16 protein-coding genes are annotated in these 20744 nt (G+C 36.0%); 8 read left to right on the top strand and 8 right to left on the bottom strand.

Annotated elements, in window-relative coordinates; all coding sequences use genetic code 11:
• The first annotated feature begins 28 nt into the window (after nt 1-28).
• Both MWU65_RS01990 and MWU65_RS01985 read left to right on the top strand, forming a co-directional pair.
• The gene (locus tag MWU65_RS01990; protein ID WP_247075337.1) at nt 29-775 is read left to right on the top strand and encodes a hypothetical protein; all 747 of its coding nucleotides are present in this window, start codon (nt 29-31) and stop codon (nt 773-775) included.
• A gap of 111 nt (nt 776-886) precedes the next feature.
• Nucleotides 887-1630: a DJ-1/PfpI family protein gene (locus MWU65_RS01985; RefSeq protein ID WP_247075335.1), complete on the top strand. Its 744-nt coding sequence runs from the start codon at nt 887-889 to the stop codon at nt 1628-1630.
• A gap of 44 nt (nt 1631-1674) precedes the next feature.
• On the opposite strand, the gene MWU65_RS01980 is transcribed toward MWU65_RS01985, so the two are convergent.
• Nucleotides 1675-2652: a succinylglutamate desuccinylase/aspartoacylase family protein gene (locus MWU65_RS01980; protein ID WP_247075334.1), complete on the bottom strand. Its 978-nt coding sequence runs from the start codon at nt 2650-2652 to the stop codon at nt 1675-1677.
• The gene (locus MWU65_RS01975) at nt 2630-3520 is read right to left on the bottom strand and encodes a RimK family alpha-L-glutamate ligase (protein WP_247075333.1); all 891 of its coding nucleotides are present in this window, start codon (nt 3518-3520) and stop codon (nt 2630-2632) included. Before MWU65_RS01975 ends, MWU65_RS01980 begins: the two co-directional genes overlap by 23 nt.
• Before the next feature lie 165 nt (nt 3521-3685).
• Between MWU65_RS01975 and MWU65_RS01970 the strand changes: the two genes are divergently transcribed.
• The 3 genes from MWU65_RS01970 to MWU65_RS01960 are packed head-to-tail and all read left to right on the top strand — an operon-like array spanning nt 3686 to nt 7150.
• Complete coding sequence (locus MWU65_RS01970; protein ID WP_247075332.1) at nt 3686-4363, top strand: succinate dehydrogenase cytochrome b subunit; 678 nt, start codon at nt 3686-3688, stop codon at nt 4361-4363.
• 14 nt (nt 4364-4377) lie between these two features.
• On the top strand, nt 4378-6393 hold the full coding sequence (locus MWU65_RS01965; RefSeq protein ID WP_247075331.1) for a fumarate reductase/succinate dehydrogenase flavoprotein subunit: 2016 nt from the start codon (nt 4378-4380) through the stop codon (nt 6391-6393).
• A gap of 10 nt (nt 6394-6403) precedes the next feature.
• Nucleotides 6404-7150, top strand: coding sequence for a succinate dehydrogenase/fumarate reductase iron-sulfur subunit (locus tag MWU65_RS01960; RefSeq protein ID WP_247075330.1), 747 nt, complete (start codon nt 6404-6406; stop codon nt 7148-7150).
• Between the two features lie 71 nt (nt 7151-7221).
• Here MWU65_RS01960 and MWU65_RS01955 read toward each other — a convergent pair whose 3' ends face one another.
• The 3 genes from MWU65_RS01955 to MWU65_RS01945 all read right to left on the bottom strand — a co-directional run bounded on the left by MWU65_RS01955 (nt 7222) and on the right by MWU65_RS01945 (nt 11857).
• Nucleotides 7222-8235, bottom strand: coding sequence for a phytase (locus MWU65_RS01955; protein ID WP_247075325.1), 1014 nt, complete (start codon nt 8233-8235; stop codon nt 7222-7224).
• Between the two features lie 12 nt (nt 8236-8247).
• Nucleotides 8248-11088 carry a TonB-dependent receptor gene (locus tag MWU65_RS01950; RefSeq protein WP_247075322.1) on the bottom strand — a complete coding sequence of 947 codons (2841 nt, stop codon included), beginning with the start codon at nt 11086-11088 and terminating at the stop codon, nt 8248-8250.
• A 211-nt stretch (nt 11089-11299) separates the two neighbouring features.
• Entirely contained in the window at nt 11300-11857 is a 558-nt protein-coding gene (locus MWU65_RS01945) for a thioredoxin family protein (RefSeq protein ID WP_247075316.1), read from the bottom strand.
• 215 nt (nt 11858-12072) lie between these two features.
• Here MWU65_RS01945 and MWU65_RS01940 point away from each other — a divergent pair, with 215 nt between their 5' ends.
• The 3 genes from MWU65_RS01940 (at nt 12073) to MWU65_RS01930 (ending at nt 16639) form a co-directional block, all read left to right on the top strand.
• Nucleotides 12073-13044 (top strand): sensor histidine kinase, encoded by a 972-nt coding sequence (locus tag MWU65_RS01940; protein ID WP_247075314.1) that lies wholly within the window; start codon nt 12073-12075, stop codon nt 13042-13044.
• The gene (locus MWU65_RS01935; RefSeq protein WP_247075312.1) at nt 13041-13724 is read left to right on the top strand and encodes a LytTR family DNA-binding domain-containing protein; all 684 of its coding nucleotides are present in this window, start codon (nt 13041-13043) and stop codon (nt 13722-13724) included. Before MWU65_RS01940 ends, MWU65_RS01935 begins: the two co-directional genes overlap by 4 nt.
• A gap of 167 nt (nt 13725-13891) precedes the next feature.
• Nucleotides 13892-16639 (top strand): outer membrane beta-barrel protein, encoded by a 2748-nt coding sequence (locus MWU65_RS01930; protein WP_247075310.1) that lies wholly within the window; start codon nt 13892-13894, stop codon nt 16637-16639.
• 367 nt (nt 16640-17006) lie between these two features.
• On the opposite strand, the gene MWU65_RS01925 is transcribed toward MWU65_RS01930, so the two are convergent.
• The 3 genes from MWU65_RS01925 to MWU65_RS01915 are packed head-to-tail and all read right to left on the bottom strand — an operon-like array spanning nt 17007 to nt 20740.
• Nucleotides 17007-17660, bottom strand: a complete 654-nt coding sequence (locus tag MWU65_RS01925; protein WP_247075309.1) for a 3-oxoacid CoA-transferase subunit B — start codon at nt 17658-17660, stop codon at nt 17007-17009.
• A 17-nt stretch (nt 17661-17677) separates the two neighbouring features.
• Nucleotides 17678-18379: a CoA transferase subunit A gene (locus MWU65_RS01920; protein WP_247075307.1), complete on the bottom strand. Its 702-nt coding sequence runs from the start codon at nt 18377-18379 to the stop codon at nt 17678-17680.
• Between the two features lie 12 nt (nt 18380-18391).
• Nucleotides 18392-20740 (bottom strand): transglycosylase domain-containing protein, encoded by a 2349-nt coding sequence (locus MWU65_RS01915; protein WP_247075305.1) that lies wholly within the window; start codon nt 20738-20740, stop codon nt 18392-18394.
• Nucleotides 20741-20744 lie beyond the last annotated feature (4 nt).

The raw sequence follows: 20744 nt of genomic DNA, 5'->3' as shown, positions 1-20744 counted from the left end.
GTGGTCTATGAGAAATAAAGCCATTTTTATGAAACAAACCACAGTCATCCTAATTGTATATTTTACACTTTTGTCATTCCAAGGGAACGCACAATTAACCGTTGATGGCTATACAAATTATGAACTTTCTGGTTTTAATGTATTGGTGCAAAACACAGCCTTAGCTGCACATGCAGACCGTGCCAAGGAGGCCATTGGGCTTTTAGAAATGAAATTAATTGAGATTGCGCAGCTACCAATGGAAGCAGTGAAGATAGATGCCTTAAAAGCAGTACCAATTTTTATGGATTGGAATACTACCGCTGGAGCAGCTCAATATCACCCTAGTAAATCCTGGTTGGTTGCGAATGGCTATATTCCTGAAAAAGCAAAAGGTGTCGAAATTTCAAACATTGAAAATTTTATCAATTGGACAAAGCAGAATCAACCCTATATGGTTTTGCACGAATTGGCACATGCGTATCAGCATAGGGTGTTAAAAAACAATAGTACTTTGATTACTAATGCATACAAGAATGCGGTATCTGCTAATTTATACACCAATATTTTGTATCATAAAGGAGGAGGGGAACAGCGTGTAAAAGCATCGGCCTATGCCCTAACCAACGAAAAAGAATATTTCGCAGAGCTTACAGAAGCCTATTTTGGGATAAACGATTATTTTCCATTCCATAAAATGGAGTTAAGGAAGTATGATACTATTGGTTTTAAAGCGGTTGTTGCCATATGGGGCAATCATACCAATGCTAAACCTCTTCAAAAAAAGAAACAGTGAAGGCTCTAATTAATATATCAATTTCTTTATATCGGTATAATTAAACGGGATATCTTTGAATAGGTGTATCACAATTATTCTTGTATTTTACAACATTTTAAAAGGAGATAAATGAAAACATATAGCGTGCTAGCGATCCTGATTTTTGCAATACTATTCAGTAGTTGTAATTCTGAAAAATCCAATGCTAAAGTGATTAACCACACTAAAAAGAAGACTGCCACCTCAACAAAATATATAAAGCCTTTTAACCCCCAATTGCCAACCGTTGGACTTTTAATGTATGATGGAGTTTTGCAAAGTGAAGTTATAGCAACCTCAGACGTTTTTGCAAAACCAAATGTAGACGGGAAACAACTCTTTAATGTTATTACCATTGCAGAAACTGAAAATCCGATTACAACGGAAGAGGGAATTAGAATTTTACCAGATTATACATTTAATAACTGCCCACAGTTAAAAGTATTGTGTGTTCCTAGTGCGTATGATATGTACGCACAAATTCACAATGATAAAATTGTAAGTTTTATAAAAGAGAAAAATAAAGAAACTAAATACACTGTGAGTAATTGTGCTGGAGCACAACTAATAGGAAAATCTGGAATTGCAGATGGCCATAAAATTGTTACATGGATTGGTGGTGGAGTGCAATTGCAAAAAGACTATCCAAATTTAAAAGTACAGAATGATAGTTTGGTGACTTTTGTTGAAGACGGAAAATTCAGTTCTTCCAACGGAAATTTAGCGAGTTATATTTCTGCATTGCATTTGTTGGAGAAAATGACCAGTACTGAACATAGAAATTTTATTGAAAGTTATTTGTATCTGGATCGACTTAAAAATTGGAGTGAATAAGGGAAGATGGCAACAAGCTTGTAAAAAAGTGATCTTCCGACAACTTAAGGTTTTTCGGTCTGTGCACCCAAATGAAACAGGGCTTCACCTTGGTTTACAATCGCTTGATGGTTCACGCAAAAAACATATCCATTAAAAGGTGCTTTTACTTCTTTAATACGGCTAGAAAATGCATCCGTTACAACCCCTAATGTAGCACCCTTTTCAACTGCGCTTCCATTTTTTATTTTGGGTAAAAACATGCCGGCAGTTGGGGCACGCAACCATTTCCTATTGGTGATATAGATTGTTTCTGCTTTGGGTATGGGCATAGTGCTATCCGCTAACATCTTAAAATGGGCTAGAATATTTAAGACGCCTTGTACGCCTTGTTCTATTGCATACTCATTAAAACGCATACTTTCTCCACCTTCATAAACAATAGTGGGTATGCCTTTACTGTAGGCCGATTTTCGAAAGGATTTTGCAATTAAATTTGACGAAAAGGTGAAGGGTGCATTAAAAATAGTTGCCAATGCTGCACTTTCCTTGTCGGTAGCAGTATAGCGAGCCTGAGGATAGTTAGACCTTCTAGCGCCACCGGTATGTAAATCGACCGCAAAATCTATTTGCGGAAAAATTTCTTTTGTAAAATGATAGGCTATTCTGCTTGCCATTGAGCCCGATTTAGATCCAGGGAAGCTTCTGTTTACATCTTTTCCATCTGGTAAATCTCTTGAGAAATGAATAAACCCTAAAATATTTAGGATAGGAACGGCTATAACAGCGCCTTTGGTAACCTTAAAATGTTTTTCGGCTAGCATTCTCCGAACTATCTCAATGCCGTTAACCTCGTCGCCATGTAAACCCGCTTGAACAAGAATTGTTGGTCCCGGTTTTTTGGAATTGAATACATAGACTGGTATATCTATAAGCGTGCCCGTAGGTAAGCGGTCTATTTGAATGTGAACAAGCTTTTCCTTGCCTGGTAAAATGGCTTCGTTCCCGAGATGTATGCTCTTATTTTTTTCTTCTAAATGCATTTTTTTCTACGTATGCTATAATTTGTTGTGCAATATTTACGCCAGTGGCCTTTTCTATTCCTTCTAATCCTGGCGAGGCATTTACCTCCAGTAGCAGGGGTCCGTTCTTAGAACGTATCAAATCTACACCAGCAACTCCTAATTCTAAATATTTAACAGCTTTAAGTGCAATTTTACATTCTTTTTCAGTGGGCACTATTGCTGTGGTGCTGCCACCCCTATGAACATTAGCTCTAAATTCGCCTGCCTCGCTAGAACGTTTCATACTGCCTACAATTTTGTTGCCCACCACAAAGATTCGGATATCTTCTCCATTAGATTCTTGAATGTATTTTTGAAGTAAGATGCTTGTATCCATCTTATAAAATGTATCGATAATAGATTTTGCCGATTTTTTAGTTTCTGCTAATATAACACCCAGCCCTTGGGTGCCTTCCTGTAGTTTAATGATAACAGGAGGGCCACCTAAAAGTGCTATTTGTGTTTCTATATTGTCTGGATTAATAGAAAAAAGGGTTTCTGGAATAGGTATTCCCTTTAAATCCAATAACTGAAGTGTTCTTACCTTATTCCGGGCTCTTATGATGCCAATAGATTTCGCAGTGCTAAAAATACCGTTCAATTCAAATTGTTTAACAATAGAAGCGCCGTGTTTTGTGACGTTAGATCCTATTCTAGGTATAATTGCATCAAATTCGTTCGTAACATCTTCTTCCCTTAGGTAAATTTTTGGTGGGCCAGAACCCAATTTCACAGAACATTTAGTATGGTCTATTAGTTCTATATAATGACCTCTTTTTACAGCTTCTTCGGCAATTCTCTTGGTAGAATAAACTCCCATACTCACTGATAGCAGGCCAATATCCATTTTAGGTGTCTTTTTAAGTTAGTTTGTAATATCCTTCAAAAATAACAATTAGGGTGTTCCCCTAAAAATGATTCTTTAAAATTAGTCTAAATACGGTACATTATACTAGCAAAGTTTGTTGTTAACTGGTAGGTGTCGTAAATTTGTAATCAAAACTAACAACAAATGAGCGGATTTTTTAAATCTTCGATTGGCAGAAAGTATGCGATGGCCCTTTCTGCATTATTTTTAATGTTCTTTCTTTTGCAACATTTTGCCATCAATATTTTATCAGTTTTCAGTCCAAATGCTTTTAATGAAGCATCTCACTTTATGGGAACATTTTGGGCAGTGCAGTATTTATTACAACCCGTGTTGATTTTTGGGGTAATCTACCATTTTATAATGGGTTTTATTTTAGAAATAAAAAACAGAAATGCAAGGGTTGTTAAATACGCGAAAAACAATGGAGCTGCAAATTCTAGCTGGATGAGTAGAAATATGATCTATAGCGGTTTGGCGATATTGGCTTTCTTAGTTCTTCATTTTATTGATTTTTGGTTGCCAGAAATAAATACAAAATATATTCAAGGCGATATGTCTGGGTTATTAGCGGATGGTGAAAGTTTTCGTTACTACGAAGAACTAACGCATAAATTTGTTGACCCATTAAGAGTAGGCGCCTATGTATTGGCGTTTGTGTTTTTATCATTACACCTTATGCACGGATTTAGTTCTGCGTTTCAATCTTCTGGGGTTAGCTCTATGAGAAAACAAAAGCTGCAAGCTTTTGGTAAGGGGTATGCTATACTGATTCCTTTAGGATTTATTTTTATAGCCCTATTTCATTATTTTAATCATTAATAATATAGTATCATATGTCTGTATTAGATTCTAAAGTACCAAAAGGAACACTTAAAGATAAGTGGACCGATTATAAAAACCATATCGATTTAGTAAACCCTGCGAACAAACGTAATATAGATGTTATTGTTGTTGGTACTGGTTTGGCTGGTGGTTCTGCCGCTGCGACTTTAGCGGAATTAGGGTATAATGTAAAAGCATTTTGCTACCAAGATTCTCCGCGTAGAGCACACTCTATTGCTGCGCAAGGAGGTATAAACGCTGCAAAAAACTACCAAGGTGATGGAGATTCTACCTATCGTTTGTTTTACGATACTGTAAAGGGTGGTGATTACCGTTCTCGGGAGGCTAACGTATATCGTTTGGCTGAAGTTTCGGCCAATATTATAGATCAATGTGTGGCTCAAGGTGTTCCTTTTGCCCGTGATTACGGCGGATTATTAGATAACCGTTCTTTTGGTGGTGTATTGGTCTCTCGTACCTTTTATGCCAAAGGACAAACAGGACAACAATTATTATTGGGTGCCTATTCTGCTATGAACAGACAAATTGCACGTGGTAAAATTACGATGCACAATCGTCATGAGATGTTAGATGTTGTTAAAGTAGATGGAAAAGCCCGTGGTATTATTGCCCGTAACCTTATAACAGGAGAAATTGAACGTCATTCAGCGCATGCCGTAGTAATTGCTTCTGGTGGGTATGGTAATGTTTATTTCTTATCTACCAATGCAATGGGTTCTAATGCAACGGCCGCTTGGAAAATACATAAAAAAGGAGCCTTCTTTGCAAATCCTTGTTATACTCAAATTCACCCAACCTGTATTCCACGTTCTGGAGATTATCAGTCAAAATTAACATTGATGTCAGAATCCCTACGTAACGATGGTCGTATTTGGGTGCCTAAAAATATGGAAGATGTAATGGCGATTCGTGAAGGCAAGAAAAAGCCAACGGATTTGTCGGAAGAGGAAAGAGATTACTATTTAGAAAGAAGATATCCTGCCTTTGGAAACTTGGTACCACGTGATGTTGCTTCTAGGGCAGCGAAAGAACGTTGTGATGCTGGTTACGGTGTTAATGCAACGGGTGAGGCTGTCTATTTAGATTTTAAATCTGCCATAGAACGTTATGGTGTTGAGCAAGCAAAGATTCATAATATAGCGAATGCTTCTGCTGAAAAAATATACGAATTAGGGGCGGCTATTGTGAAAGCAAAATACGGTAACCTTTTTCAAATGTATGAGAAAATTGTAGACCAAGATCCGTACAAAACACCCATGATGATATATCCTGCAGTACACTATACAATGGGTGGTGTTTGGGTAGATTATAACCTAATGACCACCGTAGATGGTTTGTACTGTATTGGTGAGGCTAACTTCTCTGATCACGGGGCAAATAGACTAGGGGCTTCTGCATTAATGCAAGGTTTAGCTGATGGCTATTTTGTATTGCCATATACTATTGGGAATTACTTATCAAATGAAATTAGAACCGGAAAAATCCCAACAGATACTCCGGAATTCGATGCTGTTGAAAAAGAAGTAACAGATAAGATAGATTTCTTTGTAAATAATAAAGGGTCACACTCGGTTGATTATTACCATAAAAAATTAGGTAAGATCATGTGGGATAAATGTGGAATGTCTCGGAACGCAGCCGGATTAAAAGAGGCTATGGTTGAAATCAAAGCACTGCGTGAAGACTTTTACAAAAACGTTAGTGTTCCTGGTACTGCAAATGAATTAAATAGCGAACTTGAAAAAGCAGGTCGTGTTGCAGATTTCTTAGAGTTGGGAGAACTTTTTGCTAAAGATGCACTAGAAAGAGAAGAGTCTTGTGGAGGTCACTTTAGAGAAGAATCTGTTGAGTTAGATGGAGAGCAAGAAGGAGAAGCTAAACGTAATGATAAGGATTTTGCTTATGTTTCTGCTTGGGAATATACAGGAGAACCTAGCAATGCTATTTTACATAAAGAGCAGTTAGAGTTTAAAGAAATTGAATTAAAACAACGGTCATACAAATAACAAAGGCATTATGAATTTAACACTTAAAATTTGGCGTCAAAAGGATGCTCAGTCGAAGGGTAAAATGGTCGATTATAAAGTGACTGAGATATCAGAACACATGTCTTTCTTAGAAATGATGGATGTTTTAAATGAACAGTTAATCAATACTGGCGAAGAGCCAGTAGCTTTTGATCATGATTGTCGTGAAGGTATATGCGGAATGTGCTCTATGTTTATCAATGGTGAGGCTCACGGTCCAGATAGGGGCGTAACTACTTGCCAATTGCACATGCGTATGTTTAAAGATGGTGACACCATTACTATAGAACCATTTAGAGCAAAGGCATTTCCTGTACTTAAAGATTTAGTTGTAGACCGTAGTTCTTTTGATCGTATACAACATGCGGGTGGTTATATTTCTGTGAATACTTCGGGTAATACACAAGATGCAAATGCGATCCCTATTTCTAAACACGCGGCAGATGAAGCAATGGATTCTGCAACTTGTATTGGTTGTGGAGCTTGTGTAGCAAGTTGTAAAAATTCCTCAGCGATGCTGTTTGTGGGTGCTAAAGTATCTCAATATGCATTATTGCCACAAGGGCAGGTTGAAGCGACAGACCGTGTTAAAAATATGGTTGCACAAATGGATTTGGAAGGTTTTGGGAATTGTACCAATACCGGTGCTTGTGAAGTAGAATGTCCTAAAGGAATTTCTTTAGAAAACATTGCACGTATGAACCGCGAATTCTTAAGCGCAAACCTAAAGAGCTAATCTCTAAAAATATAGATAAAAAGCCCAAACGTTATATAACGTTTGGGCTTTTTTAGTAGAATTGCAGTAAGTTATTTTGCAATTTTAAGCGAATCTAGTGCATGAAAAAAGAAATCTTGCTCATCATTCATAGAAACAAACAAACCGTTAGGATATTTGCTCCCTAGGGCTTCAGTGGTAACATCACAACCATCGGTCTCTAAAGTGCCTAGGTTTAATTTTTTTACAAAACTATTAGTACTTCTTGAAAAGAAATTAAAACTATGATCTTGTTGATCAGATACAATTAGAAATCCTCGATCTCCTTGGTAAGTAGCAATGGCTATACCTTCTATATCTCTTTTAAAATGTTCCCCTCCAAAAATTGAAATTTCAGCATTCCCCTTTTTAGGGCTTGCATGATACTTTCTAATACCAACGCTTTCATCACTATAATAGACAAACCCTAATGCGTCATCCACAACAATGGCTTCTATTTCTTTTTCGCCACTAAATTTTCCAAATTTTCGAATCAAATTAGAATGTACACCTAGCGAGTCCGACACAAAAGCATATTGATATAAATAACCATCGGACGGACCTGATTTTCTGCTTACAATGGCAGAAATATTTCCGTTTTCAGGATTTTTATAAATAGAAACGCCCATAGGCCGTTTCATTTCAACATTATTTTCATCTTCAAAAACCTGAAAACCTCCCTTATCTAATGGTTTCATATCCGGGATGGAGTAAACTCGTATTTGGTGTTTTTCTCTTTCCGTAAACACCAAAATATCGGTAGTTGTAGAATCGTTTAAAACAAAACCATATTCGACATCTACGTTGTTTGGATAACTTACCTTGGTTAAACTTTTTTCTAAGATGATTTTTCCATCTAGATCAAAGGCGTAAACACCACCATTAACTTCATCTTTATCTGTCCCAAAAATTATGCTTTCTTCAGGGTTTTTCTTATTTATCCAAATGGCAGGGTCGTCTGTATCATGTGGTGTTTTTTCGGTAACCAGAGTTGGTTTTATTTCTTCTAAATTTGATTTACATGCAACTATTGTTACCAGTAAAAATACAGTATAAATGTACTTCATTATTCTTCAGTTTTATTTTTTGAATATATCGTATTTAACACCAAAGGTTAAGCGTGTTTTATAGTATTCCATTTGCATTGTTCTGTTGCTTACACCTTGAAAATAGCGCAATGGCTGATTTGTGATATTGTTAACGTCTAAATAGAAACTTAGGTTTTTATTGAGGTTAACGCTTGCATTAAAGTCCAAGAAAAATTGTTTGTCGTAATACCTGTCCTCAAAAGCACGACCTCCAATTTCATCTACATAGGAGTCTGAAAAGTTACCAGACAAACGGAAACTCATTTTCTTGTTAGCATACCCCAATGAAGCGTTAAACATATTTGGCGCCGTATTTGGCAAGTCCAAATCGGTACGCTCCTCACCATCTTCATTACGTATTCCATTTGCGTTAGATGTTAAATACGTATAGTTAAGATAAATGCTGAAATTTTTGGCAAAACCAGGTAAAAAGTCCAATTGACGTTGTAAGGCAAATTCCACACCGAGAATTGAAGCGTCATCACCATTAAATGGCTGGTAAACTTCGTAATCATTTTCATCTTCATATTGATAAACGTACGTAAAGTCTTGAATGCTTTTTTGGAAGACACCAGCTGATAGTATACCAACAGATTTAAAATAGTGCTCTCCCATAAGGTCAAAATTCATTGAAGTAGCAGGTTTTAAGTCGGAATTACCCAAAATAATTTCTTCATCCTCATTGTTCACTTCCCTAAAAGGAACCAAATCCACATAGTTTGGTCTAGCAATGGTATTTGTCCATGCAAAACGTAAAACGGTGTTATCATTAACATTGTACTTAAAATGAATACCAGGCAAAACATTTGTATACGTGTTTTCTGCCATTACCTCATTGGTCCCGGCGTAATCCCCATCTTCATCGAAAATAATTTCGTTACCGGTACTGTTAATCTTGGTATGTTCTAATCGGATACCAACCAAAACACTTAAATTTTCCGTGATGTTTTGGTTGGTCATTGCATAACCTGCATATACGTTTTCATCCACGTCAAAATTGGCCGTTAAGTACTCTTCAGGTATATCTTCTGCTTCAAAAAGATTGGAGTCGGCTAGGTTTAAGCTTCCTAAAAACTCCGGATTGGCAAAACTGCCAATAGCATATTGTTTTCCTGCTCCAAAACTTGTATCAGAATAACTACGAGTAGGGATCCCTCCAAGAAATTCAAATTCTGAACCTTCAGGGCTGTATTCCACGAAATTATTTTTACGGTTTTTGTTTTTTAATCTTCCACGAGCACCAAACTTTACATTTCCGTCTTCGTTATCAAATAAATTAAGTGGCAATTGAAAGTTTACAAAAGCATTCATATCTTTTTCTTCCGTATATTGATTTTCTTCAGTTAACTCACTTATCTCAAAATTGTTATAGGCCGAGTCATTGGCATCTAAAGCTGTAAATAGTGGCTTGTTATCATTGTTTGTGAATGCAACGCCATATTCGCTTTCATATTCCAAATAGCGTTCGTTAAGTCGTTCTTCTGACGCCTTAGAAAAAGAAGCCATCCAATTTATTTGCAAATTGTTGGCCAAGTGGTTACCGCCTAAACTATAGTTTTGCATTCGTTGGTCTTCCAAACGTGTGTTTTGACTTCTACTGTTGTCAATTCCTCCTTTGCTTTGTCTTTTTGCTTCAACAGGAAAAGATGTTAGGTTTCCATTGGCATCAACAGTGAAATCTCCTGGGGCTATGTCTTCACCATCTAAAATTTCATTTTCTAAACGGAACCTATTTTCACGATCGTCTCTCCAGTTGTAGATGGATTTTAAATAAATGCTGTTGTTTTCATCCAAGTTGTAATCCAAATTAGCAGAAAAACTCCTCCGTACACGTTGCACCAAGTACTCTCTAATTTCGAATACTTTTGCATATGGATTTACAGCAACTTCTTCCAAATTATCTTCGTCATCATTGGCGTTGTATTCAAATTTATCTTCCCATTCAGCTTCAACATTATCACTACCAAAGTCGTTATCATTTATGGATGCTGAAACCACCCAACCGAACTTGTTGTCTTTGGAGCGGTCACCTACTAAAAAGGATCCGTTTAATATTCTTTTGTTTGTGATAAAGTTTAACCCAGAACCTGCTGTGGCCGATAAACGAAACCCTTGCGGAGATGTCCTAGTAATTAAGTTAACAGAACCTCCCAATGCATCTGCTTCCATATCTGGGGTAACCGCTTTGTTAACCTCAATGGTCTGAATCATATCAGCCGGAATTAAATCCATTTGTACGTTTCTGTTGTCACCTTCGGCAGAAGGAATTCTGCTACCGTTTAAAGTAACTGAGTTTAGTTGAGGAGACAAACCACGAACAATAATGTTACGGGCTTCGCCCTGGTCTACCTGCATAGTTATACCGGGAATACGTTTTACAGCATCTCCAATATTGGCATCTGGAAATTTACCTATTTGATCTGTAGAAACAATATTGGATATGTTCTGTTTGTTTTTTTGAGTATTTAAAGCTCTCGCCTGGCTACCTAGAGCAAATCCATATACCTCCACCTCATTTAGTTTGGTGCTTTTTGAGGCAAGGATTATGTTAGCCGTTGTTGTTTTTGAAGCTGTCACAATAACTTCTTGTTCAAAGTCCGCATAGCCTAAGTACTGGAATACTAGTGTGTAAGTGCCTTCGGGTACATCTACTATGGTAAACTTTCCGTTAAAGTCAGTTATAGCACCTTTTTTTAGTTGTTCTATTACAATTGTGGCTCCAGGAACTGTGATTCCATTGTCATCTGTAATAACACCTTGGATGTTTCCAGATTGCGCTAAAGTGTTTACTGTGAATGATATCAATAGTAAAACAGCAAAATAATATTTCATAAATTAGTGGTTGTTTTTAGTTACCGCAAATCAATGAATTATTATTTTTTTATAGTTTAAGGTAGTTTGAAGGTTACATTAAGAAATACAAGGGAAAAGAGAAATATTACATTTAGAAAATAAGTAATTAACTTTATGGTAAAGGTAAATAGCTGCATATAGGATCATATATAATATTCTGTTAAGCTGTTCATATTCTAAGAAGGACAGTCTATTTTAGAGGAAAATTTGGTACATATTCTCCACCTTGAATAATGACCGCTAGATCCTTTTCTAAACTCACCACGGGCGATTCAATAATCCTGTTTATTTCTTTGTTATCCTTGTAAATGATAAAGGTGGGCACACGTATTATATGTAGTCCCTTTTCTTCCCCGTTTGGGCTTTTTTTGTAGTTGTCTTTGGAATTGTCTACAGCAACTAATGAAAAGTGAGACATTGGATAGTTCACTGTTTCTAAAATTTTGTAAAAACGAGGAATTTCTCTTTTACTATCACCACACCAAGTCCCAATAAAGGCGACAATTTTGTAGTCTTTAAGGTGGGTTTTTAGAGTGTTTAAAATGGTGGTGTCTATCTCATAAGCATTGTATTTGGGGGTAAACCAAGGGGCAAAAGTGGGATTGGTGAGCCCCACCTTATTAATTTTTCCTACCAAAATTTCTCTGTTGTTGTAATCCTTAATTACCCTATTAACTATTTGTGCTGATCCAAGAAGAGGGCTAATAAATACGAGTGAGGCAAGAATAAGTTGTGTGTGATTTTTCATGTTATTCCGTTTTTTTTGAATGGAACTTAACGGTCTAAACCCATTATTTAAAATTAGTTTTACCAACGACAAGCTTAATTATGCAAACCACTTTGGAGACCTTCTACAACGTTTTCGCTACGGAAATGTGTTGTTGATACCTTCAAAGCTTTTGTTTGTATATAAAAATTGAAAATGGAATGTATTATTAGTATTTTACTTGTTAAATAGTTTCAATGAAAATTTTGGGCAAGCACTTTTCTAAGATATTAATACACCTACTTTTTTGGGCTTTGTTTGTATTTATATCACTTTTTGTATTTTCCGATTTTTATTGGAAAGAAAATCCCTTTGTACAGTATTTGTTTATTTTGTTAGTGATTGTCTATGCCAACCATCTGTTTTTGTTGCCTTTTTTTATAAAAAAACGGTGGTACCTCATTTATGCCATAGCTATTACAACAATTGCTGTTTTGGCAACCGAACTGTATTGCAATTATTTTGCCCAATGCGGGTGTAGTGTAGTAAAATGTTTGTCAGATTATTTATGGCAAACGCTAGTTCCTATTATTTTCTTTTCATTTGTTTGGATGTTGTTTCGGTATATTGAGAAACACGAAGAAATGGAGCACATTAAAATGGAAAATACAGAAATGGAACTACAGTACTTAAGATCACAAATAAATCCGCATGTATTGTTTAATAACCTAAATACAGTCTATGCCTTTTCATTGGAGAAGCCTAAGGAAACCCCAGAAATGATTTTAATGCTTTCTAACAACCTAAAACATGTATTGTACGGCAGTAATACAACTATGGTTTCTCTGCAGAAGGAAATGGATTATATTGATAACTATATCGCGTTTCAAAAAATTAGGACCGCGAAAGTTAAAGAAATCGATTATCTGACGGACATAGATAGTTATTGCTATAAAATAGCACCTCTTTTATTAATTACTCTAATAGAGAATGCATTTAAGCATAGTGCTGCTAACAGCAAGGTTACAATAGAAATAAGGGTTGTTAAAGGCGTTTTATGGTGTTGCTGTACCAATGTAATAAAAACCATTAAAATTGAAAGCGAGGCCAATCCTATCGGATTAATAAACATACGGAAGCGACTGCATTTAATTTACAAAGACAAACATAGGTTAGAGATTGTTAAGAGTGATATGTATAGCGTAAAATTAAGGATAGAATTAATATGAGGTGTATTATTCTAGAAGATGAAATTCCTGCCCAAATGGTGTTGCAAAATTATATTGCAAAACTACAGGGATATGACCTTTTAGCATCTTTTCAAACTGCCTTGGAGGCAAACTGTTTTTTAAGGCAGAACAGTGTTGACGTCCTATTTCTAGATATTAATCTGCCTGATATTTCGGGAATGGATTTTATAAAAACGCTGTACAATCCTCCCAAAATAATAATGACAACTGCCTATCCAAATTATGCGGCAGAAAGCTTTGAAGAAACTGCTATTAAAGATTATTTGGTCAAACCCTTCTCTTTTGAGCGGTTTTTAAAGGCTCTAAATAAATTAGAAGATGTACCTGCAATAAATACAAGTGCAGCTATTGAACCTTCTGTATTTATAAATGTTGACAAAACACAACACCGCGTCTATTTTAAGGATATTCTATATCTGCAATCCGATCGTAATTATATAACAATAGTAACAAAAAGCACAAAACTTACCTATATAGGATCCTTAAAGGATTGGTTGCTTATCTTACCAAATGCGTCCTTTCTTCAAATCCATAAATCCTTCCTTGTTAATTTTCATGCAATTCATAAACTTGTGGGAAACACTGCCTTTGTTGGCAACGAAAAACTCCCGATAGGGAGGGTGTACAAAAACAATCTTTTAACGATTTTAAACGCCTAAGCGCATCTAAAAAAGAAGAATCTCTAGGTTTTATGATGCTATTAAAATAATATAACATTTTACTGCTAAAATGTTTTTAAACCTTTTCAGTTTTCTTGGGTCTAACTTCTTTACAATGGATTTTTGAGTTAACCACTTAAAAACAAACTTCATTTTAACTTAGAATTATGCTTAAAAAATCAATTTTTGTGCTGTTTTTAGTGGCTTCCACAACCCTCTTTTCTCAAAAGTTCTCCTTAGATGGGGTTGTAAAGGATGAAGATGCCAATACTCTAGAAGGCGCAACTGTTTTTGTGTTGAATATTCAAGATTCAATTGCTATAGCTTATGCGATTACAAATAAAAACGGATTATTTTCACTAAAAGTAAATGCGGAAGATCAACCCAAAGTAATTTTTAAAATTGCCTATTTAGGCTATAAAACCTATAGCCAAGATCTAAATGTTCCTAAAGCGAACGAATTAAATATGGGAACTGTTACCCTTTCGGAGCAATCAGAAGAATTAGAGGAAATTGCCTTAGTGGGGAAAGCACCCCCAATTTTAATAAAAAAAGACACTATAGAATATAACGCAGATAGCTTTAAGACGTTGCCAAACGCCAAGGTGGAAGATTTATTAAAGAAATTACCAGGAATAGAAATTGATGACGACGGAGTAATTACCTCTAATGGAGTTGTCGTTGAAGCTGTTAATGTAGACGGGATGCGTTTTTTTGGCGAGAAAACTGGAGATATTGCCCTTAAGAATTTACCAAGCAATGTTGTAGATAAAATACAGGTAACAGATTATAAGTCTAATCTGCAAAAGTTTACTGGAGAAGAATCTGACTCCGGGACAAAAGAATTAAATATTAAAATTAAAAAAGGAAAAAACCATGCTTTTTTTGGTGATTTAAGAGGGGGTTATAGTTTGGATGATAAGTACCTGGCAAGTGCCAATTTATTTAAGCTTATCGATGGAAAACAAATTGGATTAATTTCTGGGGCGAATAATATAAATATGTCCAGAGGCTTTAATTCGTTACCAGACACCGAATCTAGTAATGGGTATATTGAATCTAATTATATTGGTACAAATTATACCAAAGGGAAATGGAATGAAAATAGAGTCAATGGAAATTATAGATACAGTTCGCAAAGTAGGGAATTTGATCAAAAGAGTAGACGAGAAAACTATTTACCTAACTTAAATTATATTACAAATTCTGAAAGTAGTAGTATAAATGATTCTGACAGCCACAGAGGGGGTGCAGATCTTAAATTTATAATAAAGCCAAAGTCTAGAAATAAGGTAGAAATATCTAATGAGGTCGACTTTAGTGTTTCTAATAATGATTCTTATTCTCAAAGTGAAACGCAATCTACCTATGATAATGGAGATTTAGTGAGTGATTATACTTCTAATAATGCTACCAGTAGTTCTAACTATCAAATAAATAATAAATTTAGAGTTACTCCTGTATTAGGGAGTAGTAGGGATTATTTTAACATGAGTTTAGATACTGATTTCAGTAAGGGTATGAATGATGGTCAAAAATATTCAGAAAACGTATTACACAATAAAAACACCACTATTGTACAAGACCAATTAAGCGATACGGATGATGTAGATACCGGTATTTCGTTAAATACGGTTTGGAGCAAACAGCTTTCAGAAAACTTTAGGTTAATTCCAAGTTATAACGTGCGGATAAATCATAGTAAGAATACTAAAAATGTTTATGATTTTAACGACACCAATGCGTTGTATGATGATTTTAACGAAGATATTAGCTCCAATAATACCTATATAACATCAACACTTACGCCTTCGCTTAGATTGAGGTATGAGCTAGGTAATTTTCGTTATGAGGCAGAAGGGGCCTATACAAATACCTATAGAAATTATAATGATAAATTAATTGAAGCTAGAAACTTTAAAACAGATTTTAAATATTTAACCTATTCGGGAAGAATTAGATATAGAGATGAAAAGGGGTATAAAAATATTAATTTAAACTATAGACAGAATGTTGGTCTACCCTCTATTTCTCAATTACAGCCCGTGCCAGACGTTAGTAATCAGCTAAATATTCGCACAGGTAATCCAAACTTAAAACCATCATTGAACCACAGGATTGATTTTCAATATCAGAATAATATCGCCTTTAATAATATTAGTATTAATGGGGGGCTTGGAGCTCAATTTATGGATGATAAAATTATTAATTCTACCATAACAGATGAAGATTTAATTAAAACGACAACCTATGATAATATAGATGGGGATTATTCATTAAATGGAAATGTGAATTTTGCCAAATCGTATTATAGTAATAAGAATAGAATAAATTTTAATTTAAGTTTCAATGGAAATTTCGACAATGATATAACGATTCAAAACGGTTTGCAGTTTATTACGCAGAAAACGAATCTGAGACCAAGAGTTGGTTTTAAATATTCGTTTGATGACAAAATAGATTTTGGTACTAGTTATAGTTACTCATTGGTGAAAAACGCTTATGATACCGATGTTTATGACGATTTGGATTACTTTGTACAGAACGTACAATTTGATTCTTCCATATATTTTTTCAAAAACATATTTTTCTCCAACAAGGTATCTTATAGGTATAATAGTAGGGTTGGCGATGATTTTGATGGGGACGTGGTTTTTTGGAATGCTTCATTAGGTGCCCAACTATGGAATAAAAAGGCTACCATAACGCTTGTTGGTTATGACATGCTAGGCAAAAACAATGGGTACAGAAGAACAGTTGCGGAAACCTATGTTGAGGATGCCGAAAGCCGAATTTTGGAACAATACTTTATGCTGACATTTGACTATAAATTTGGACGTTTTGCAGGGCAGAATATGAAATCTGGCTTCAATCCTGAAAGAGGAGGAGGTAATCGTAGTAGAAGAGGAAGGTAGTAATTAACGTTGAAGAGTTGCTAGAACTTCTAGGTAGATGACACAAAATTAAAGGAGCCCTATTGTTTAATAGGGCTCCTTTAATTTTTTACATTAAACTTATTTATGAAAACATAAATAGCTTTTTAGTTAAGGTAATAACACCAAAAAGAAAGTTCTTTTTATAAATTACTTTTTCAGATGTTTGATAGATTTGGGTGTTCATAATTGAAGGTTGTTAAAGTTAAATTTGGGGTTGAACTTTTTGTCTATCGTAAAGCTAAGGACAAATGCTTTAAGATTTTAATTAATGTTGTGAACCGTTAGAAAAATGTTGTAAAAAAAGGAGTCTGTTGTTTGTGATCGATGAAACGTAAGTAATATACGATTAAATGCTCATTTCTGGAATCTCACCACGAACGATTAAGGTGCCTTTAGTAGCCTTTTTTATTTCCTCTACGGAAACTCCCGGTGCCCGTTCCAAAAGTAAAAAACCATCCTTTGTTACTTCCAAAACCGCTAGATTGGTTACAATTTTTTTAACACAGCTAACTCCTGTTAGAGGTAAAGTACATTTGTCTAAGATTTTAGACTCGCCAGCTCTATTGGTATGCATCATAGCTACTATAATGTTTTCAGCCGAGGCAACCAGGTCCATTGCGCCTCCCATTCCTTTTACCATTTTACCTGGAATTTTCCAATTGGCAATATCACCGGTTTCTGAAACTTCCATAGCACCGAGAATAGTAAGGTCTACGTGTTTGCCTCGAATCATTCCAAAACTGAGGACAGAATCAAAAAAGGAGGCCCCGGGTAAGGTGGTTATGGTCTGTTTGCCAGCATTTATAATATCAGCATCTTCTTCGCCCTCAAAAGGAAAAGGGCCCATTCCTAGTACGCCGTTTTCACTTTGGAACTCCACATGAATAGCAGTGTTTACAAAATTAGCTACCAAGGTAGGTATGCCTATGCCAAGGTTAACATAATAACCGTCTTGGATCTCCTTAGCAATTCTTTTCGCTATTCCGTTTTTATCGAGCATGGGTTATAATTTGATACTTATTCTTTAGTCCTAACAGTGCGTTGTTCTATTCTTTTTTCATAATCCTTACCTTGGAAAATACGTTGTACAAAAATTCCAGGAATATGAATCTCATTGGGGTTTAAGCTACCAGCGGGCAATAATTCTTCAACTTCTGCAACGGTTATTTTTGCTGCACCGCTCATAGCGGCATTAAAGTTACGGGCAGTGCCTTTAAAAATTAAGTTACCAGCTTCATCTCCTTTCCAAGCTTTAACAAATGCAAAATCTGCCTGAGCAGCTTCTTCCAAGACATACATTTTTCCATTAAACTCTCGGGTTTCTTTTCCTTCAGCTACCTCTGTGCCGTAACCTGCTGGTGTGTAAAAAGCTGGAAAACCACATTGGGCTGCTCTACATTTCTCTGCTAGTGTGCCTTGAGGCGTTAATTCCACCTCTAATTCGCCACTGAGCATTTGTCGTTCAAACTCATCATTTTCACCAACATAAGAAGACACCATCTTCTTTATTTGCTTTTTTTGCAAAAGAAGGCCAAGACCAAAATCGTCTACACCCGCATTGTTAGAAATACAAGTAATCCCTTTTACATTTAGTTGTACCAATTCGGCGATTGCATTTTCGGGGATACCACAAAGGCCAAAACCTCCCACCATAAAAGTCATATTGTCTTTTACACCTTGTAACGCTTCCTTAACATCTGCAACCGTTTTTCGAATCATTTTAAATAGGTTTTAAAAATCTAGATCGTCCAAATCATCTTCAGGAGTACCTTGATCTAGCATATCTTGTTTCACTTTTTCACAATCTACGTTAATAGACATATCTTCTGGCTTGTCAAAAGCCGCTTCAGAAATGCCTAAATCTTTATTCGCATAATTAGACTTCATATAAAGGCCCCAAATAGGAAGGGCCATAGCAGCACCTTGACCGTACGTAATAGTTTTAAAGTGTGTGGCTCTATCTTCACCACCAACCCAAACACCAGTTACGAGGTTGGGTACCATTCCCATAAACCATCCATCACTTTGGTTTTGTGTAGTTCCAGTTTTGCCTGCAATAGGATTTTCAAGTTCATAGGGGTAACCGGTCATAATTTCTTTGTAATCGGTTCTGTTAACCCCAAAGTTATGTCTTAGACGAGCTCCTGAGGCTCCTCCATGGGTAACACCTTCCATTAGGTTAACCATAGCATAGGCAACGTCTTTACTCATTACATCTCTTGTTTCTGGAACATATTCGTAAAGTACGGTTCCATTTTTGTCTTCAATCCGTGTCACCATAACTGGTTTCACATAGACCCCTTGATTTACAAAAGCGCCATAAGCACCAACCATTTCATATACACTTACATCTTGTGTGCCCAAGGCTAGTGATGGTACTGGAAGAATATCTCCTGTGATGCCCAACTTACTAGCTATAGCAGCTACGGGGGCCGGGCCTACTTCATCTATTAATTTGGCAGTAATAGAGTTAACAGAGTGTGCTAATGCGTATTTTAAGGTCATCATTTCTCCAGAATACTTGCCATTTGAGTTTTTAGGACACCAAGCTTCCATATTTCCGTGTTTCCCTGCAGCGATACAATGCTGCGTATCAATTAAAGAATCGCAAGGAGTTCTGCGAAGTTGATCTATGGCAGCAGCATAAACAAACGGTTTAAAAGTAGAACCCGCCTGATTTCTTCCTCTATATACATTATCATATTGAAAATGGGTATAATTTATACCGCCTACCCAGGCTTTAACATGGCCTGTTTGTGGTTCCATAGACATCATTGCTGTTCTTAAAATAGCTTTGTGATAGCGTATAGAATCTATCGGAGACATAATGGTGTCTTTCCCTTTGGTTTCGCTTTTCCAATCAAAAATTGTCATTTGAGTGGGTTTCATAAAAGAAGCTCTAATGACTTTTTCTGACTTGCCTTGCTTTTTCATTTCTCGCCAACGATCTGAATTTTTCATTGCCCGATCCATGATTCTATCAATCTCTTCTTTATCTAAATCCAAAAAAGGAGCGGTCTTATTGCGTTCTGCTGTGTTTTGAACAAAAAATTCTGCTTGCAATTTTGTCATGTGCTGCTCCACGGCATCTTCGGCATTTTTTTGCATCCTAGAATCTATAGTTGTATAGATTTTTAAGCCATCTAAAAATAAATTCCATTTATCGCGTTCTCCATCTAAAGCAGGTTTTGGGTTTTTCTTTGCCCAATCGTTCATAAACCCTTGTAAATACATTCTAAAATAGGTGGCCAAGCCTTCCCTGTGGTTTTCTGGAGAAAATTGTAAACTTAAGGGGATCTCATACAAAGAATCCTTTTCTTTTTGGGTGATATAACCGTATTTGGCCATTTGTGCCAATACCACATTCCTACGGTTTAATGTCCCTTCAGGATTTCTATGTGGTGTAGGGTTGTATAAAGACGAGTTTTTAAACATACCTACCAACATTGCAGATTCCTTAACATCTAATGCCCTAGGCTCTTTTCCAAAATAAATTCGGGATGCTGATCGTATTCCATCTGCATTGTTTCCAAAATCATAGATATTAAAATACATCGCAATGATTTCTTCCTTGGTGTATTGGCGCTCTAGACGAGTTGCAATAACCCATTCTTTGATTTTTTGAGTGTACCTTTCCCATCCTCTGGCTGCAGGACCCGTAAACAACTGTTTTGCCAATTGTTGTGATATGGTACTGGCGCCCCCTTTACTGCCCAGATAGATAAAGGCTCGTAATGTTCCGCGGGCATCGATACCCGAATGTTCAAAATGACGAACATCTTCTGTGGCAACAAGAGCATCGACAAGATGTGTAGGTAATTCCTCAAAGGCAACGTCTGTTCTGTTGTCGTCTAAATAATATTTTCCTAATAATTCACCATCAGAAGATATAATCTGACTTGCCAAATTGGTTTGCGGATTTTCCAGACGTTCAAAATCAGGTAAATCTCCAAAAACGCCCCATGAGGCCAATAAAAATATCAATATTCCGGCAAATACACCGGTTGCAAACAAAATCCAAAACCATTTGATTAGTTTAAAAAAGGATTTATTTTCTTTTTTCTTTACAGCTTTTGCCATTGGG

This window comes from Cellulophaga sp. F20128, assembly GCF_023015805.1.
In the GTDB taxonomy this organism is placed as follows: Bacteria; Bacteroidota; Bacteroidia; order Flavobacteriales; family Flavobacteriaceae; genus Cellulophaga.
This window is presented reverse-complemented; position numbering and strand designations above follow the sequence as displayed.

Excerpts from the sequence above, each read along its gene's own strand:
- MWU65_RS01965 (WP_247075331.1), top strand. The coding sequence starts at position 4,378 with ATGTCTGTATTAGATTCTAAAGTACCAAAAGGAACACTTAAAGATAAG.
- MWU65_RS01990 (WP_247075337.1), top strand. The coding sequence starts at position 29 with ATGAAACAAACCACAGTCATCCTAATTGTATATTTTACACTTTTGTCA.
- MWU65_RS01940 (WP_247075314.1), top strand. The coding sequence starts at position 12,073 with ATGAAAATTTTGGGCAAGCACTTTTCTAAGATATTAATACACCTACTT.
- MWU65_RS01975 (WP_247075333.1), bottom strand. The coding sequence starts at position 3,520 with ATGGATATTGGCCTGCTATCAGTGAGTATGGGAGTTTATTCTACCAAG.
- MWU65_RS01985 (WP_247075335.1), top strand. The coding sequence starts at position 887 with ATGAAAACATATAGCGTGCTAGCGATCCTGATTTTTGCAATACTATTC.
- MWU65_RS01925 (WP_247075309.1), bottom strand. The coding sequence starts at position 17,660 with ATGCTCGATAAAAACGGAATAGCGAAAAGAATTGCTAAGGAGATCCAA.
- MWU65_RS01980 (WP_247075334.1), bottom strand. The coding sequence starts at position 2,652 with ATGCATTTAGAAGAAAAAAATAAGAGCATACATCTCGGGAACGAAGCC.
- MWU65_RS01970 (WP_247075332.1), top strand. The coding sequence starts at position 3,686 with ATGAGCGGATTTTTTAAATCTTCGATTGGCAGAAAGTATGCGATGGCC.
- MWU65_RS01945 (WP_247075316.1), bottom strand. The coding sequence starts at position 11,857 with ATGAAAAATCACACACAACTTATTCTTGCCTCACTCGTATTTATTAGC.
- MWU65_RS01915 (WP_247075305.1), bottom strand. The coding sequence starts at position 20,740 with ATGGCAAAAGCTGTAAAGAAAAAAGAAAATAAATCCTTTTTTAAACTA.
- MWU65_RS01935 (WP_247075312.1), top strand. The coding sequence starts at position 13,041 with ATGAGGTGTATTATTCTAGAAGATGAAATTCCTGCCCAAATGGTGTTG.
- MWU65_RS01950 (WP_247075322.1), bottom strand. The coding sequence starts at position 11,088 with ATGAAATATTATTTTGCTGTTTTACTATTGATATCATTCACAGTAAAC.
- MWU65_RS01955 (WP_247075325.1), bottom strand. The coding sequence starts at position 8,235 with ATGAAGTACATTTATACTGTATTTTTACTGGTAACAATAGTTGCATGT.
- MWU65_RS01960 (WP_247075330.1), top strand. The coding sequence starts at position 6,404 with ATGAATTTAACACTTAAAATTTGGCGTCAAAAGGATGCTCAGTCGAAG.
- MWU65_RS01930 (WP_247075310.1), top strand. The coding sequence starts at position 13,892 with ATGCTTAAAAAATCAATTTTTGTGCTGTTTTTAGTGGCTTCCACAACC.
- MWU65_RS01920 (WP_247075307.1), bottom strand. The coding sequence starts at position 18,379 with ATGATTCGAAAAACGGTTGCAGATGTTAAGGAAGCGTTACAAGGTGTA.